The sequence below is a fragment of the Streptomyces sp. NBC_00019 genome, assembly GCF_045041015.1.
Lineage (GTDB): Bacteria > Actinomycetota > Actinomycetes > Streptomycetales > Streptomycetaceae > Streptomyces.
In genome coordinates, this window is record NZ_CP108302.1 from 5,409,204 (window position 1) to 5,423,149 (window position 13,946).

16 protein-coding genes and 1 tRNA gene are annotated in these 13,946 nt (G+C 71.7%); 9 read left to right on the forward strand and 8 right to left on the reverse strand.

The genetic code is table 11. The features are described from left to right. Nucleotides 1-7: 7 nt before the first annotated feature. Nucleotides 8-877: an FhaA domain-containing protein gene (locus OHU89_RS25430; RefSeq protein WP_405646075.1), complete on the reverse strand. Its 870-nt coding sequence runs from the start codon at nucleotides 875-877 to the stop codon at nucleotides 8-10. A gap of 474 nt (nucleotides 878-1,351) precedes the next feature. On the opposite strand from OHU89_RS25430, the gene OHU89_RS25435 reads away from it, so the two are divergent. After that, nucleotides 1,352-1,435, forward strand: a tRNA-Leu gene (locus tag OHU89_RS25435). A 103-nt stretch (nucleotides 1,436-1,538) separates the two neighbouring features. Here OHU89_RS25435 and OHU89_RS25440 read toward each other — a convergent pair. Continuing rightward, nucleotides 1,539-2,192: an FMN-dependent NADH-azoreductase gene (locus tag OHU89_RS25440; protein WP_405646077.1), complete on the reverse strand. Its 654-nt coding sequence runs from the start codon at nucleotides 2,190-2,192 to the stop codon at nucleotides 1,539-1,541. Nucleotides 2,193-2,301: 109 nt separating this feature from the next. On the opposite strand from OHU89_RS25440, the gene OHU89_RS25445 reads away from it, so the two are divergent. The 5 genes from OHU89_RS25445 (at nucleotide 2,302) to OHU89_RS25465 (ending at nucleotide 6,096) form a co-directional block, all read left to right on the forward strand. Next, nucleotides 2,302-2,661 (forward strand): helix-turn-helix domain-containing protein, encoded by a 360-nt coding sequence (locus OHU89_RS25445; RefSeq protein WP_266890025.1) that lies wholly within the window; start codon nucleotides 2,302-2,304, stop codon nucleotides 2,659-2,661. A gap of 157 nt (nucleotides 2,662-2,818) precedes the next feature. Continuing rightward, entirely contained in the window at nucleotides 2,819-4,252 is a 1,434-nt protein-coding gene (locus OHU89_RS25450) for a DUF2252 domain-containing protein (protein WP_405646079.1), read from the forward strand. 28 nt (nucleotides 4,253-4,280) lie between these two features. Further along, nucleotides 4,281-4,754 (forward strand): hypothetical protein, encoded by a 474-nt coding sequence (locus OHU89_RS25455; RefSeq protein WP_405646081.1) that lies wholly within the window; start codon nucleotides 4,281-4,283, stop codon nucleotides 4,752-4,754. A gap of 46 nt (nucleotides 4,755-4,800) precedes the next feature. Then, on the forward strand, nucleotides 4,801-5,646 hold the full coding sequence (locus OHU89_RS25460; protein ID WP_266890019.1) for a J domain-containing protein: 846 nt from the start codon (nucleotides 4,801-4,803) through the stop codon (nucleotides 5,644-5,646). A gap of 102 nt (nucleotides 5,647-5,748) precedes the next feature. Continuing rightward, complete coding sequence (locus OHU89_RS25465) at nucleotides 5,749-6,096, forward strand: rhodanese-like domain-containing protein (protein ID WP_266890017.1); 348 nt, start codon at nucleotides 5,749-5,751, stop codon at nucleotides 6,094-6,096. Nucleotides 6,097-6,116: 20 nt separating this feature from the next. Here the strand turns inward: OHU89_RS25465 and OHU89_RS25470 are convergent, their stop codons facing one another. From OHU89_RS25470 to paaA, 6 genes are all read right to left on the reverse strand, one after another. Next, entirely contained in the window at nucleotides 6,117-7,250 is a 1,134-nt protein-coding gene (locus OHU89_RS25470; protein ID WP_405646083.1) for an acyl-CoA dehydrogenase family protein, read from the reverse strand. A gap of 112 nt (nucleotides 7,251-7,362) precedes the next feature. Next, nucleotides 7,363-8,421: a 2Fe-2S iron-sulfur cluster-binding protein gene (locus OHU89_RS25475; RefSeq protein ID WP_266890012.1), complete on the reverse strand. Its 1,059-nt coding sequence runs from the start codon at nucleotides 8,419-8,421 to the stop codon at nucleotides 7,363-7,365. Further along, nucleotides 8,421-8,945 (reverse strand): 1,2-phenylacetyl-CoA epoxidase subunit PaaD, encoded by a 525-nt coding sequence (gene paaD, locus OHU89_RS25480; protein WP_405646084.1) that lies wholly within the window; start codon nucleotides 8,943-8,945, stop codon nucleotides 8,421-8,423. The genes OHU89_RS25475 and paaD overlap by 1 nt, the downstream gene beginning before the upstream one ends. Beyond that, nucleotides 8,939-9,649: a 1,2-phenylacetyl-CoA epoxidase subunit PaaC gene (gene paaC, locus OHU89_RS25485; RefSeq protein ID WP_405654650.1), complete on the reverse strand. Its 711-nt coding sequence runs from the start codon at nucleotides 9,647-9,649 to the stop codon at nucleotides 8,939-8,941. The genes paaD and paaC overlap by 7 nt, the downstream gene beginning before the upstream one ends. A gap of 8 nt (nucleotides 9,650-9,657) precedes the next feature. Then, the gene (paaB, locus tag OHU89_RS25490) at nucleotides 9,658-9,945 is read right to left on the reverse strand and encodes a 1,2-phenylacetyl-CoA epoxidase subunit PaaB (RefSeq protein ID WP_046256561.1); all 288 of its coding nucleotides are present in this window, start codon (nucleotides 9,943-9,945) and stop codon (nucleotides 9,658-9,660) included. Next, entirely contained in the window at nucleotides 9,942-10,925 is a 984-nt protein-coding gene (gene paaA, locus OHU89_RS25495; protein ID WP_046256562.1) for a 1,2-phenylacetyl-CoA epoxidase subunit PaaA, read from the reverse strand. Before paaA ends, paaB begins: the two co-directional genes overlap by 4 nt. A 247-nt stretch (nucleotides 10,926-11,172) precedes the next feature. Between paaA and OHU89_RS25500 the strand changes: the two genes are divergently transcribed. Genes OHU89_RS25500 through OHU89_RS25510 form a run of 3 tightly spaced genes read left to right on the forward strand, consistent with a single transcriptional unit; the run spans nucleotide 11,173 to nucleotide 13,942 of the window. Next, nucleotides 11,173-11,991, forward strand: a complete 819-nt coding sequence (locus OHU89_RS25500) for a DUF5819 family protein (protein ID WP_405646087.1) — start codon at nucleotides 11,173-11,175, stop codon at nucleotides 11,989-11,991. Further along, on the forward strand, nucleotides 11,988-13,205 hold the full coding sequence (locus OHU89_RS25505; protein ID WP_405646089.1) for an HTTM domain-containing protein: 1,218 nt from the start codon (nucleotides 11,988-11,990) through the stop codon (nucleotides 13,203-13,205). The genes OHU89_RS25500 and OHU89_RS25505 overlap by 4 nt, the downstream gene beginning before the upstream one ends. After that, on the forward strand, nucleotides 13,202-13,942 hold the full coding sequence (locus OHU89_RS25510; protein ID WP_405646091.1) for a TrmH family RNA methyltransferase: 741 nt from the start codon (nucleotides 13,202-13,204) through the stop codon (nucleotides 13,940-13,942). The genes OHU89_RS25505 and OHU89_RS25510 overlap by 4 nt, the downstream gene beginning before the upstream one ends. Nucleotides 13,943-13,946: the final 4 nt, after the last annotated feature.

A 13,946-nucleotide genomic window follows, 5' to 3' on the forward strand; every position in this document is an offset into this window, starting at 1 on the left:
CCCCGCTTCACCCTTCGGCTTGCCGGTAAATGATGGTGGTGTTGCCCACGACGATCCGCGAGCCGTCGCGGAGCGTAGCGCGGGTGGTGTGCTGCCCGTCCACCACGATGCCGTTGGTGGATCCGAGATCCTGGACGGTCGAGGGCGTTCCGGTCCGGATCTCACAGTGCCGGCGGGAGACGCCGGGGTCGTCGATCCGCACGTCGGCCTCGGTGCTGCGGCCCAGCACCAGCGTCGCGCGGGAGATCTGATGGCGGGCGCCGTTGATCTCGATCCAGTGGCGGGTGCGTCCGCCTGCCGCGGCTGCGGGAGCGGGTGCGACAGGGGGCCGCTGTCCGCTCGCGGGCTGCGGGTATCCGTAGCCGCCGGGGCGGCCGCCGGGTGGTGGCGCGGCCGGCATGGGCGGGGCGCCCGGGGCTCCGGCGGGAGCCGCGGAGCCGTAGCCGCCAGGGGCCGCGGGCCGGCCCGCCGGGGCGGCCGCGCCGGGGGCCTGCTGGTCGGTGGAGGAGGCGAGCGTGCGGCTGCGCACCCGGTACAGGCCGGTGTCGAGATCGTCGGCCTTCTCCAGGTGGACCTTGATGGGGCCCATGAAGGTGTAGCGCTGCTGCTTGGCGTAGTCGCGCACCATGCCGGCGAGCTCGTCGCCGAGCTGGCCGGAGTACGGGCTCAGGCGCTCGAAGTCCGGTGTGCTCAACTCCACGATGAAGTCGTTGGGGACGACCGTGCGGTCGCGGTTCCAGATGGTCGCGTTGTTGTCGCACTCGCGCTGGAGTGCTCCCGCGATCTCCACGGGCTGTACCTCGGACTTGAACACCTTGGCGAAGGTGCCGTTGACCAGACCTTCGAGGCGCTGCTCGAACTTCTTCAGGACTCCCATGGGGCACCTCCTCCGTAGCTGCTGCCGTCCTGCACCCCGCAGAGCGGGTACTGCCTTACCTGGTACTGCTTACTGATCGTATCCACGCGCCGGTCAATCGGCTGGTTCCCCCTGTCGGCCTCGTCGACAGGTGTCGACGCCTCCGAAGTTCCCTGTGGAGCTCCTCTTCGAACTCCCTCGGCCGACTCCTCCTGTCAAGGATCGTAGAGGTGGCCGCAGACAAGTGTCCCGCACCTGGCTGTGGACCCCGACCGGCTCCTGGGGAGACGGGCGGTACCGGTACGAGGTTGATACGTGAACAGACACGTGTTGATACGTAGCCGGAAGGACGGTGGGTTGGTGCGGGATGTCTACGGCCCTGGTGAGCGGCTGCCCCTCGATAAGGGATGTGAACCCACCCCTGCCCGCGTGCTAATGTTCTGGGTGTCGGAAGGCGCCAGCCCCAAGGGGGAAAAGCCCGAAGACACACCCAATGCGCGGGTGGCGGAATAGGCAGACGCGCTGGATTCAGGTTCCAGTGCCCGCAAGGGCGTGGGGGTTCAACTCCCCCCTCGCGCACAGCTGAAAGCCCCGTAGGTCTGAGACCTACGGGGCTTTTGCGTTGCCCTCCGGGCGCTGTCTGCCGTGAGGACAATCACACGGTGGGGTCGCGGCCCGAGGCCTACGCGGCCACGCGCTGGGCGAGGTGCTTCGCCCTGGTCTCCGCGTCCTGGTGGGCACGCGCGCGGGAGGCCTCGTAGAGGGGGACCAGTTCGGTCATCGCCGGGTTCTGCGGGGCCATGGTCAGCTCCGGGACGATGAAGTCGACGTCCAGGGCGAGTGAGTCGCCGAGTACCGCCTGCAGGTAGTTCTGCACGTACTCGAAGCCCTCGCGCGGAGTGCCCGGCGCGTAGGAGCCGCCACGGCTGGCGACGACGGTGACCGGGGTGCCGGTGATCTTCGAGTCCTCGGTCAGGAAGGTGCGGCCCACCAGCATCACGTTGTCCAGCCAGGCCTTGAGGGTCGAGGGGATCGCGAAGTTGTACATCGGGGCGCCGATCAGCACGGCGTCCGCCCCCTCGAGCTCCTCGATCAGCTGCACGCGCGCGTGGAAGGCGGCGGCCTGCTCGGGGGTGTGCGTCGCGGGATCGGAGAAGCCGGCGATGTGGGCGTCGGCGGTGATGTGCGGCACGGGGTTCGTGGCGAGGTCGCGGTAGATCACCGTGCCCTCGGGGTGCTGCTCCTCCCAGGTCCTGCGGAAGGCGTCCGTGACGGAGCGGGACGAGGAGGCGCCGTGGGGGAACACGGAGGAGTCGATGTGCAGCAGGGTGGCCATGGGGATCTCCTGAGGAGCGGTGCGTGGCTAATAGTTCGTACACGGCTATTGATAACACAGGGACTTACTTTTTTTCACCCCCATACGGGAGCGCAGTACCCTGAAGGGCATGACGGTCGAGGAGAGTCACGGCACGGAGGCGTGCAAGCAGGTGGACGACGGGATCACCCGTGTCTTCCAGTTGCTGGGGAAGCGCTGGACCGGGCCGATCGTGGCCGTCCTGACCCCTGGGCCGGCGTACTTCGTCGACCTGCGCCGGGCGATTCCCGGCATCAGCGAGCGGATGCTGTCCGACCGTCTCACCGAGCTCGCCTCCGCGGGGCTCGTGCTGCGCGAGGTCGCCGAGGGGCCGCCGCTGCGGGTGTCGTACCGGCTGACGGCGGCCGGGGCGGCGTTGGAGCCGGCGTTCGCGGAGCTGAAGCGGTGGGCGCAGCGGCACCTGCCGGAGGGGCCCGGGGGCGGGTGCTGAGGAACTCCGGCGCGGGGTAGGTGCCGAGGAGGGCGGCCGCGGGGCCGGTTTTCACAGCCATGGGGTTGTCCACAGGGTCTGACGAGTTTCGGCCACCGGCTGTACGGTCTGCACGAGTTGATGTTCGGGCGCGTGCATGGTCGGGGAGGCGGTCGCAATGACCGAGGTCGGGGTGGAGGCTTCTGCCGAGGATTCCGTGGGCGTGGCGCGCAGGCTGCCGCGGGCGCGGGGCTTCGCCGAGTGGCCGGTGCAGGGGTCGCCCAAGCAGGAGGGCAAGGCGCTGCGCAAGCGGGTCCCGCGTGGTGCGCACACCGCGCTCGACCTGGACGGTTCGCGGCCCGACGCGGTGAGCGCGGTCGAGGAGTCCAGCCGCGACCGCATCCCCGGACTCACGGCGCTGCGCGTCGGGCGGATGGCGGCCACGCCCTTCGCCTTCCTGCGCGGCTCGGCGGGCCTCATGGCCTACGACCTGGCGCGCACCCCCATGACCCGGATCCGCGCCCAGATCTGCGGCGACGCCCACGCGGCCAACTTCGGTCTGTACGGGGACGCGCGCGGCGATCTGGTCATCGATCTCAACGACTTCGACGAGACGGTCCAGGGCCCCTGGGAGTGGGACCTCAAGCGGCTCGCGGCCTCGCTGGTGCTCGCCGGCCGGGAGGCGGGCGCGGACGAGGACACCTGCCGCAGTGCGGCGCACGGCGCGGTGGGCGCCTACCGCCGCACCATGCGGCTGCTGGCCAAGCTCCCGGTGCTGGACGCGTGGAACGCGATCGCGGACGAGGAACTGGTCTCCCACACCGACGCCCACGATCTCGTCGGCACGCTGCAGCGGGTCTCCGAGAAGGCGCGGGCCAACACCAGCGGACGGTTCGCGGCGAAGTCGACCGAGCAGACCGACGACGGCGGGCGCCGCTTCGTCGACGCCCCGCCGGTGCTGCGGCGCGTGCCGGACGCGGAGGCCGCGGCGGTGGCCGGGTCCCTGGAGGAGTACCTGGAGTCGCTCTCCGAGGACCGTCTTCCGCTGATGTCCCGGCACTCGGTGCACGACGTCGCGTTCCGGGTCGTCGGTACGGGCAGCGTCGGTACACGGTCGTACGTCGTGCTGCTCCTCGACCATCGCGGTGAGCCGCTGGTGCTCCAGGTGAAGGAGGCCCGACCCTCGGCACTGCTGCCGCACCTGGTGGCCGCCGGGTTCGAGGCGCCCGCCGTCGAGCACGAGGGCCGCCGGGTCGTCCTCGGGCAGAAGCGGATGCAGGTCGTCAGCGACATCCTGCTGGGCTGGACGTCGGTGGAGGGACGGCCGTTCCAGGTAAGGCAGTTCCGCAACCGCAAGGGCAGCGTCGACCCTGCCGCGCTCGCCGCCGACCAGATAGACGACTACGGCCGTATGACGGGGGCGCTGCTGGCCCGCGCCCACTCGCACAGCGCCGACCCGCGCCTCGTGGCCGGGTACTGCGGCAAGAGCGAGGAACTGGACGAGGCGATGGCCGCGTTCGCCGTGGCGTACGCCGACCGTACGGAGGCGGATCACGCGGAGCTGGTGGCGGCGGTGCGGTCGGGGCGGCTCGCGGGGGAGATGGGGGTGTGAGGGGCTTGCGGCCGGTGGGGGGTCTTCGGTGAGGTACGTGGATCTCGACGGGCGGGACGGGGACATCACGGGAATCGTCGACCCGCGGCCCTACCTCGCGAAGCTGCCCGAGCTCGCGGAGCGACTCCCGCCCGGGGCACGTGCCTTCGCCACCGACCCGGGGCACTACGCGTTCTCCGGCAGGCGGTGTGTGAAGGATCTCAAGCCGCAGCGGGTGCGGCGCCTGGGGGACGAGGAGATCGAGATCCGGTTCGGCCACAACTGCTGGAAGCACGACGAGGACCTGGTCGTCCGGTACGAGGGGGTCTCGCGGTTCCAGGTGGATGTCCTGGACGTCTGTGGCGTGGCCGCGCTGGGGGACGTGATCCTCGACGAGGTGCTGCCGCACGACGGGGGCTGCACCCATGAGGTGGTGTGCCGGCCGGGGACGCTGGTCGTCGCGTGCCGGGACCTCGCGGCGCAGTGGGTGGCGGCGGATTGCCCGGATGCGCGTGGGGGCTGACACCGGTCGTCCGAGGGCCGACCCGGCCGTGGCCTACGCTGGTCGGGTGACGACCCCGGAAGCTGAGCAGGGTGGTGTCGCCGGCGGGACGCGGGCGGCGCCCGAGGAAGGTGCGCCCCGGCCCGAGGAGCGGCTGGAGCGGGCCGTGCGGGCCGCCGAGCAGGCGCTGATCGAGTACGAGATCGCGGTGGAGACCTTCCGGGTCGAGGTCGAGAACTTCTCCCGGCTGCACCACCAGAGACTCGGCCCGATGTACACCCGGCTCGACGAACTGGACGCCCAGATCGCCGAGGCCACGGCCGAGCGCACCGGTGACCCCGAGGACCGGCGCAAGGCGGACGAGGCCCGTGCCCGGGTGATGCCGATGCCGGCGGTGGAGGAGCTGTTCCACGGCTGGATGGACGGGGACGGGCTGTTCCCGGAGGCCGTGGCGATGCTCACGGAGCAGCCGGTGCGGCCCCCGCAGCGGGTGCGGCCCAGCGACGAGGCCCGCAAGCTCTACCGCGAGCTGGTCCGCAAGGCCCACCCCGACCTGGCGCAGGACGACACCGAGCGGGCTCGGCGCGACGAGTTCATCACCCGGGTCAACGCCGCCTACGCCCGCGGTGACGAGACGCTGCTGCGGGAGCTGGCCGAGGAGTGGGCCGCCGGGCCGAAGCCGCCGGAGCAGGGGCCGACGCCGAGCGAGGAGCTCTACGCCCGCCTCGAGTGGCTCGCCCAGCGCAAGGAGCTGCTCAGCGTGGTCGCGCGGGAGCTGGAGGAGAGCGCGATCGGGGCGATGCTCCGGCTGGCCCCGGACGATCCCGACCGGCTTCTGGAGGAGATCGCCGAGCAGTTGCTGGCGCAGCTCGCGGAGCGGGAGCGGGAGCTGGCGGAGCTCCTCGGGCAGTAGGCGGGCCGTGTGCCGGGCGGGTTTGTGGACGTCGGGTGTCGTCACGGTGTGCGCGGATGCCTTGGCCGTGGGGCCCGCATGTCGCTCAGGTAGCCTCGGGCCATGAGTTTCGGAGCTTCCCTGCCCTCGGTCGACGTCGCCGGTGTTCCGGCCGACGGTCTCGTTGTGGATGTTCGTGAGGCCGACGAGTGGGCCGCGGGGCATGTCGAGGGTGCGCTGCACGTGCCCATGAGTGACTTCGTGGCCCGGTTCGGCGAGGTGACCGAGGCGGTGGCTGACGGTCGGCGGGCCTATGTGATGTGCCGCGTCGGCGGTCGCTCCGCGCAGGTCACCCAGTACCTGGTCCAGCAGGGCATCGACGCCGTGAACATCGACGGCGGCATGCTGGCCTGGGACGGCGCCGGCCGGCCCATGGTCACGGACAACGGTTCGCCGGCGTTCGTCCTCTAGGGCAGGTGCCCGGGCGCACGTCAGGCCAGAGGGTGCGCCGCCAGTAGGTCGCCCAGCATCTCCTCGTGGGCGGCTGCCGGGCCGAGCGACAGTTCCAGGTGCTTGGCCCAGGCGTGGTACCGGTGCAGCGGGTAGTCGATGTCGGCGCCGAATCCGCCGTGCAGATGCTGCGCCGTCTGCACGACCCGCCGTACGCCCTCGGAGGCCCAGATCTTCGCGACGGCGACCTCACCGGAGACCGGTAGCGCGCCCTGCGTCCCGGAGCCGGTCCGCCAGGCCGCCTGCCACAGCGTGGTCTCCATCGCCTTCAGATCGATGTAGCGGTCGGCGGCCTGCACGGCGACGGCCTGGAACGTGGCGACCGGGAAGCCGAACTGCTCCCGCTTGCTGGTGTAGTCACTGGTCATCCGCAGGACCTGACAGCCCAGGCCGAGTGCCTGCGCACACGTTCCGACGGTCAGCAGATGCCGTAGCGACTCCCACGCGCCGTCCGCGTCGACGATGTCCCGGGCCGCGATCCGCGCCGACTCCAGCCGTAGTTCGCCGAGCCGCTCGCCCGTGGTGGAGAGCTGCTCGGCGAGGGCGACCCCTTCGCCGGCGGGTGCGACCAGCGCGAGCACGGTCTGTCCGGCCGCCGTGTGCGCGGGTACGACGATGTGGTCCGCGTCGAACGCCCACGGCACCGCCGTCTGCACGCCGTCCAGAATCCACTCCGCGCCCTCCTGCCGTGCGGTCACGGCGAGTTCGGCGGGGTCGTGGCCGGTACGGCCGCTCGCGGCGACGGTCAGCACGACCTCGCCGCGGCCCACCCGGGCGAGCAGGCCGGACCTCAACTCCTCGGTGCCATGGGCCTGAACGGCCGCCGCGGCCGCGCTGCTCTCCAGCAGCGGCACCCGCGCCAGCACCTTCGCCGACTCGATCAGCACCAGACACAGCGCGACCGCGTCCAGACCGGCCCCGCCGTACTCCTCCTTCAGCAGCAGGCTCAGCAGGTCCGCGTCGGCGAGCCTGCTCCACAGCTCGGTGTCGAACGTGTCGGCGACGGCTCCCGTGGCGAGCGCGGGGCTCGGCACCCCGTCCGGCGCGACCCCGGCGAACACGCCCCGTGCCGCCTCGGCCGCCGCCTGCTGCTCCTCGGTGAAGGTGAAGTCCACGGTCCCTGTCCTCCCGACGCGTCAGCCGATCGACGGGTGAGCCGATCTGACGGACCGTCAAGATAGAACAGGTTCTAGAAGAAGGGAACGGGGCGGCCCGCCTCGGGTGCCCTCACCTGTCGAAGTCCAGCTCCACCGTCTCCGTCGCCGGATGCGACTGGCACGCCAGTACGTACCCGGCCTCCGTCTCCTCCGGCTCCAGCGCGAAGTTGCGGTCCATGCGGACCTCGCCGGAGACGAGGAAGGCGCGGCAGGTGCCGCACACCCCGCCCTTGCAGGCGTAGGGCGCGTCGGAGCGGTTGCGCAGGACCGCGTCGAGCAGGGACTCGCCGTCCTGGACGGGCCAGGTCCCGCCGCGGCCGTCGAGACGGGCGGTCACCGTGCTGTGCGCGGGCGCGGGGGTCCTGGGTGCCGGGGCCGCTCCCTCGTCGACGTGGAAGATCTCCTCGTGGACGCGGCTCCGGGGGACGCCGAGCTCCCTCAGGGCTCGTTCCGCACCCTGCACCAGCCCGAACGGTCCGCACAGGAACCAGCCCGCCACATCCGCCACCGGCAGCAGCGCCGGCAGCAGTCCCGTCAGGCGCTCCCGGTCGAGCCGTCCGGACGGCAGCCCCGCCTGCTGCTCCTCCCGGGACAGCACCGTGACCAGCTGAAGCCGCTCCGGGTAGCGGTCCTTCAGGTCCGCGACCTCGTCCAGGAACATCGTCGAGGCGGCCGTACGGTCACTGCGGATCAGGCAGAACCGGGCCTCGGGCTCGCGCGCCAGCAGCGTCGACACGATCGACAGCACCGGGGTGATGCCGCTGCCGCCGACGACCGCCGCGTACAGGCCGGGTGCGGGAGCGAGGGTGAAGCGCCCCGCGGGAGTCATCACCTCCAGCTCGTCGCCGACGGCGATCTCCTTGAGCGCGTACGTCGAGAAGGCTCCGCCTTCCACCAGCCGTACACCGACGCGCAGTCGGCGAGGGGCTTCGCCGTCCGGCGCCGGGGAGCAGATCGAGTACGTGCGTCGGATCTCCTCGCCGTCCCCCGTGCGGCGCACGGCGAGGTGCTGGCCCGGTGCGTACCGGTAGGCCTCGCCGAGCTCCGGCGGCACGGTGAAGGTGAGGGCCACGGAGTCGTCGGTGAGCCGGTCGACCGCCGCCACCTGGAGCGCGTGGAAGCGGGCCATCACAACTCCTTGAAGTGGTCGAACGGTTCACGGCAGTCCAGACAGCGCCGCAGCGCCTTGCAGGCCGTGGAGGAGAAACGGCTGAGCAGCTCGGTGTCGGCGGATCCGCAGTGCGGGCAGCGGACGGGGTCGATGGTGTCGAGCGTCCGGGTGGGGCCCAGGGACACGGTCACCGGTCCTGCCGCCCGCTGCGTGCGAGGCGGGGCGATGCCGAACTCCTGCAGCTTTCGGCGGCCTTCGGCCGAGATGTCGTCCGTCGACCAGGCGGGCGCGAGGACCGTGCGCACGGTGACCTCGCGGACGCCGTGGGCGTGCAGCACCCGCTCGATGTCCACGGACATCGCCTCGATCGCCGGGCAGCCGGTGTACGTCGGGGTCAGTTCGACCTCGGCCGTGTCCTCGCCGCGGACGTGCACCGCGCGCACGACTCCCAGTTCCCGCAGGGTGAGCACGGGCAGTTCGGGGTCTGGCACCGACCCAGCCACCTCGAGGAGTTCCGCCTCCAGCGGTGTCACGGTCACCATGACGCCCCCGGGTGGCTGCGGTGCAGATGCTGCATCTCGGCGAGCATCCGCCCGAAGGGCTCGGTGTGCAGGCCCTGCCGGCCCGCACCGGCCGCCCACGCGCCCGTGCGCGGTCCATCGGGGACACTCAGGGTGGCGCGGCCCAGGACGTCCGTGACGGACGCCAGCCACGCCGTCTCCAACGCGGCCCAGTCGACGTCGACGCCCTCCACCGGCTGGAACATCTCGCCGGTGAACCGCCACAGCGCCTCGCACGCCCGCCGCATCCGCTCGTGGCTGACGTCCGTGCCGTCGCCCAGCCGCAGGGTCCACTGCTCGGCGTGGTCGCGGTGGTAGGCGACCTCTTTGACGGCCTTCGCGGCGAGCGGGGCGAAGGGGCCCTCGCCCGCGGCCAGTTCGGCGTGGAGCAGGTGCTGGTAGGTGGAGAAGTACAGCTGGCGGGCGATGGTGTGGGCGAAGTCGCCGTTCGGCTGCTCCACCAGCTGGAGGTTGCGGAAGGCGCGCTCCTCGCGCAGATACGCCAGTTCGTCCTCGTCGCCGGCCATCGAGAGCAGGACTCGGGCCTGGCCCAGGAGGTCCAGCGCGATGTTGGCGAGGGCGAGCTCCTCCTCCAGGACGGGGGCGTGCCCGGCCCATTCGCCGAGGCGGTGGGAGAGCACCAGGGCGTCGTCGCCGAGGGCCAGCGCGGCGGCGTGCGTGGTCATGTCGACGCTCACAGGTGCTTCACCCCGTCCGGGATCTCGTAGAACGTCGGGTGGCGGTAGGGCTTGTCGGCCGACGGTTCGAAGAACGGGTCCTTCTCGTCCGGCGAGGACGCGGTGATCGCGGAGGACGGGACGACCCAGATCGAGACGCCCTCGCCGCGGCGGGTGTACAGGTCGCGGGCGTTGCGCAGGGCGAGGTCCGCGTCCGGTGCGTGCAGGCTGCCGGCGTGGGTGTGCGAGAGGCCGCGGCGGGAGCGTACGAAGACCTCCCACAGAGGCCAGTCGGTGTTCGTCATGCGCGCGTGGCTCCCGTCTCGGTGTGCTTGCCGGCGTAGGCCGAGGCGGCCTCGCGGACCCAGGCGCCCTCGTCGTGGGCCCGCCTGCGCTGGGTGATCCGCTGTTCGTTGCAGGGGCCGTTGCCCTTGAGGACGTTCTTGAACTCGGTCCAGTCGATCGGGCCGAATTCGTGCCGGCCCAGCTCCTCGTTCCACTTCAGGTCCGGGTCGGGGAGCGTGAGGCCCAGGGACTCGGCCTGGGGGACGCAGATGTCGACGAAGCGCCGGCGCAGCTCGTCGTTGGAGTGCCGCTTGATCTTCCAGGCCATCGACTGCGCGGAGTGCGCGGACTCGTCGTCGGGCGGGCCGAACATCATCAGGGACGGCCACCACCAGCGGTCCACCGCGTCCTGGGCCATCGCGTGCTGCTCGGGGGTGCCCTTGCTGAGGGCCAGCAGGAGCTCGTAGCCCTGGCGCTGGTGGAAGGACTCCTCCTTGCAGACGCGGACCATCGCGCGCGCGTACGGGCCGTAGGAGCAGCGGCACAGGGGGACCTGGTTGGTGATCGCGGCGCCGTCCACGAGCCAGCCGATCGCGCCGACGTCCGCCCAGGTCAGCGTGGGGTAGTTGAAGATCGAGGAGTACTTCTGGCGGCCGGAGTGGAGCTTGTCCAGCAGCTCGTCGCGGCCCGTGCCGAGGGTTTCGGCCGCGCTGTAGAGGTAGAGGCCGTGCCCGGCCTCGTCCTGGACCTTGGCCATCAGGATGGCCTTGCGGCGCAGCGAGGGCGCGCGCGTGATCCAGTTCGCCTCCGGCTGCATGCCGATGATCTCGGAGTGGGCATGCTGGGCGATCTGGCGGACCAGCGTCGCGCGGTAGGCGTCCGGCATCCAGTCGCGCGGTTCGATGCGCTCGTCGGCGGCCACGGCGGCGTCGAAGGCGCGCTCGTACGCGTCCTGGTCGACGGCGTCCTCCCTGTCGTACGCCTGTGCTGCTGTTGCCATGTGGCCCCCTCGACCCTGTGCGCTGCCCGGAGCAGGCTCCCGACCGATCGTTCGGTTCGTCGATTCCATGGTGTGCCGGGAGCCGTAAGGTGTCAACCGCTGTGGATAACCTGCCGACGGGCTGTGCGGGCGGGAGGGCCTGAGTACCGTTCCCGTGCGAGCGCCGTGGAGCGGTGCGCAAGGGCGGTGGAGCGCCCTGCGGCCTCGCGGCCGGAATACGGGAGCGGACATCGGGAGACGGGGCGGAATGGACGCGTACGACACAGGCTCGGGCGCCCGGAACGGGCCTGCCGACGAGCCGGGGGCGCCGGAGGGGGGCGCCTGGCCGCAGGTTGCCCTGCCCGCAGCCGGCGATCCCGCGGACGCGGCTCCCCCGCCCTCACCGTACGACCTGCCTCCCCCGCACGGCGCCGAACCCCGCACCGGTGTGGCCGCCCTCTCGCTCCGCTACCAGATCGGTGCCGCGCTGGCGCTCGCGATCGTGGCGGTCACCGTCTGCGTCCATCTGGGGATGACGTTCCTGCACGTCGCGCCGTCGAACGCGGTCACCAAGCAGCACGGCAAGGCGATCGACGACTGGATCTACCCGGAGTTCGAGCAGAACTGGAAGCTGTTCGCGCCGAACCCGCTGCAGCAGAACATCGCGGTCCAGGTGCGGGCCCAGGTCCTCGCCGCGGACGGCACGGTGCGGACCACCGGCTGGTACGACCTGTCCGCCGAGGACGGCCGGGCCATCGACGGCAATCTGCTGCCCAGCCACACCCAGCAGAACGAGCTGCGCCGCGCGTGGGACTTCTTCACCGCCACGCACGGCACCGACAACCGCCCCGTCGGTCTGCGCGGCGCCCTGTCCGAGACGTATCTGCGCCGCATCGTGGTGATGCGCCTGGACCGGGACGACGCGGCCGGGTCCGACGGCAGCGTCGAACGCGTACAGGTCCGCTCCCGTACCACCAGTGTGCGACCGCCGAAGTGGAGCCAGGAGCAGGTCTCCGAGAAGCCCCTGTACCGGGAGCTGCCCTGGTGGTCGGTCACGCCGGCCGATCTGCCGGGAGGTGAGCGATGAACCGCTTCGCCCTGTCGCTCTCCACCGCCATCGCCCGGATCACCGAGTCGGCGCTCGGCCCGTACCAGAGCGCCGTGGTCCGCATCGGCTTCAGCGCGACCTGGCTGCTCTTCCTGCTGCGCGAGCTGCCCCACCGCCTGGAGCTGTACGGCCCCGACGGCCCGTGGAGCTGGGACCTCGCCGAGCAGCTGATCGCCGGAAACGGCGCCTTCACGGCGCTGATCTGGTCGGACGGCCGGATCTGGTTCGAGAGCGTCTACGGCCTCGCCGTGCTGTCGAGCGTCCTGCTGCTGCTGGGCTGGCGCACCCGCACCATGTCGGTGCTCTTCATGGTCGGCGTGCTGTCGCTGCAGAACCGCTCCATCTTCATGGGCGACGGCGGCGACAACGTCCTGCACCTGATGTGCGTCTACCTCGTCTTCACGCGCTGCGGCCAGGTCTGGTCGCTGGACGCGCGCAGGGCGCGGCGCGAGAACGAGGCACGCGCGCGTGGCGAGCGGGTCGCGGACCGGGTCGGCCCGGCCCTGTGGATCGTGCTCGGGCTGATCCTGATCGCGGTGACCGGGGCCGGACGGCTGCTGGAGGGCGATCTGTTCATCCCCGCGCTGCTGTGGGCGGTGTGGCTGGGGCTCGGCGTGTGGTGGACGGTCCGGCGACTGGCGCGGACGGATCAGCCGCGGATCCTGCTCGACGTCGTCGGCAACATCGTGCACAACGGCGCCCTGCTCGTGATCATGGCCGAGGCCTGTCTGATCTACGCCACGGCCGGCTGGTACAAGATCCAGGGCACGCGCTGGCAGGACGGCACCGCCGTCTACTACCCCCTGCACCTGGACTACTTCTCGCCCTGGCCCGCCCTCGCCGACGCGTTGTCGTCCAGCGCCACGATGGTGCTGCTCGTGACGTACGGGACCGTCGTGGTCCAGGTGGCCTTCCCGTTCACCCTGTTCAACCGGCGGGTCAAGAATGTCCTGCTGGCGGCCATGATGACCGAGCACGCGGTGATCGCGATCGTCCTCGGGCTGCCGTTCTTCTCGCTGGCGATGATTGCCGCCGACGCGGTGTTCCTGCCGACGCCGTTCCTGCGCCGGGTGGGTGGCCGGGTGGCACGCGCGCGTGAACGGCTGACGGCGGGACGCGGCGGTCCCGCGCCGGTGCCGGAGCCACGCGCCCAGGAGGGCGCCGAGGAGACGCACGTAGGCTTCACGGCATGACCGACCCCGCCGGCCTCTGGCACCGGCTCGCCGACTCCTCCGTCCTGCTCGACGGCTTCCACGCCCTCAAGCACGCGGTGCGCTTCGGCGCCGAGGTCCCGGTCGCGGTCACCACCGACCGGGAGGCGACGCTCGCCCTCGCGGACGAGCTCGCCCCCGACGTACGCCGGACGCTGGACGCGCTGCTGACCGAGGTCCCGGAGCCGGTGTACGCCTCGCTGGTGCCGCGCCCGCATCCGACCGCGGTCGCCGCCCTGGCGGTACGACCGTCCCGCGCGGCCAACCTGGAGCGGCTGGCCCTGATGCCGCGCACCGCCCCGGTGGTGGTCCTCGACCAGCCGCGCAACCTCGGCAACGCCGGGGCCGTGATCCGGCTGGCGGCGGGCTTCGGCGCGACGGGGGTGGTCACCACCGGCACGCTCGACCCCTGGCACCCGACGGTGGTGCGCGCAGGCGCCGGGCTGCACTTCGCGACGGCGGTGGAACGGGTGACGGTCGAGGAACTGCCTCCGGGCCCGCTGTTCGCTCTGGACCCGGAGGGCGACGACATCCGGGGCCTCAAGCTCCCGGACGACGCCGTCCTCGCGTTCGGCTCGGAGCGCAGCGGCCTGTCGGCCGACCTACGCGCGCGTGCCGACCACTTGCTGTCCCTGCCGATGCGCCCGCAGGTGTCCAGCTACAACCTGGCCACCAGCGTGGCGATGACGCTGTACCACTGGAGCGCGGCCGGCTTCTGACCGC

Bases quoted from the DNA above. Each gene is read 5' to 3' on its own strand.
- OHU89_RS25430 (WP_405646075.1), bottom strand. From the start codon at position 877: ATGGGAGTCCTGAAGAAGTTCGAGCAGCGCCTCGAAGGTCTGGTCAAC.
- OHU89_RS25440 (WP_405646077.1), bottom strand. From the start codon at position 2,192: ATGGCCACCCTGCTGCACATCGACTCCTCCGTGTTCCCCCACGGCGCC.
- OHU89_RS25445 (WP_266890025.1), top strand. From the start codon at position 2,302: ATGACGGTCGAGGAGAGTCACGGCACGGAGGCGTGCAAGCAGGTGGAC.
- OHU89_RS25450 (WP_405646079.1), top strand. From the start codon at position 2,819: ATGACCGAGGTCGGGGTGGAGGCTTCTGCCGAGGATTCCGTGGGCGTG.
- OHU89_RS25465 (WP_266890017.1), top strand. From the start codon at position 5,749: ATGAGTTTCGGAGCTTCCCTGCCCTCGGTCGACGTCGCCGGTGTTCCG.
- OHU89_RS25475 (WP_266890012.1), bottom strand. From the start codon at position 8,421: ATGGCCCGCTTCCACGCGCTCCAGGTGGCGGCGGTCGACCGGCTCACC.
- paaD (WP_405646084.1), bottom strand. From the start codon at position 8,945: ATGGTGACCGTGACACCGCTGGAGGCGGAACTCCTCGAGGTGGCTGGG.
- paaC (WP_405654650.1), bottom strand. From the start codon at position 9,649: ATGACCACGCACGCCGCCGCGCTGGCCCTCGGCGACGACGCCCTGGTG.
- paaB (WP_046256561.1), bottom strand. From the start codon at position 9,945: ATGACGAACACCGACTGGCCTCTGTGGGAGGTCTTCGTACGCTCCCGC.
- paaA (WP_046256562.1), bottom strand. From the start codon at position 10,925: ATGGCAACAGCAGCACAGGCGTACGACAGGGAGGACGCCGTCGACCAG.
- OHU89_RS25500 (WP_405646087.1), top strand. From the start codon at position 11,173: ATGGACGCGTACGACACAGGCTCGGGCGCCCGGAACGGGCCTGCCGAC.
- OHU89_RS25505 (WP_405646089.1), top strand. From the start codon at position 11,988: ATGAACCGCTTCGCCCTGTCGCTCTCCACCGCCATCGCCCGGATCACC.
- OHU89_RS25510 (WP_405646091.1), top strand. From the start codon at position 13,202: ATGACCGACCCCGCCGGCCTCTGGCACCGGCTCGCCGACTCCTCCGTC.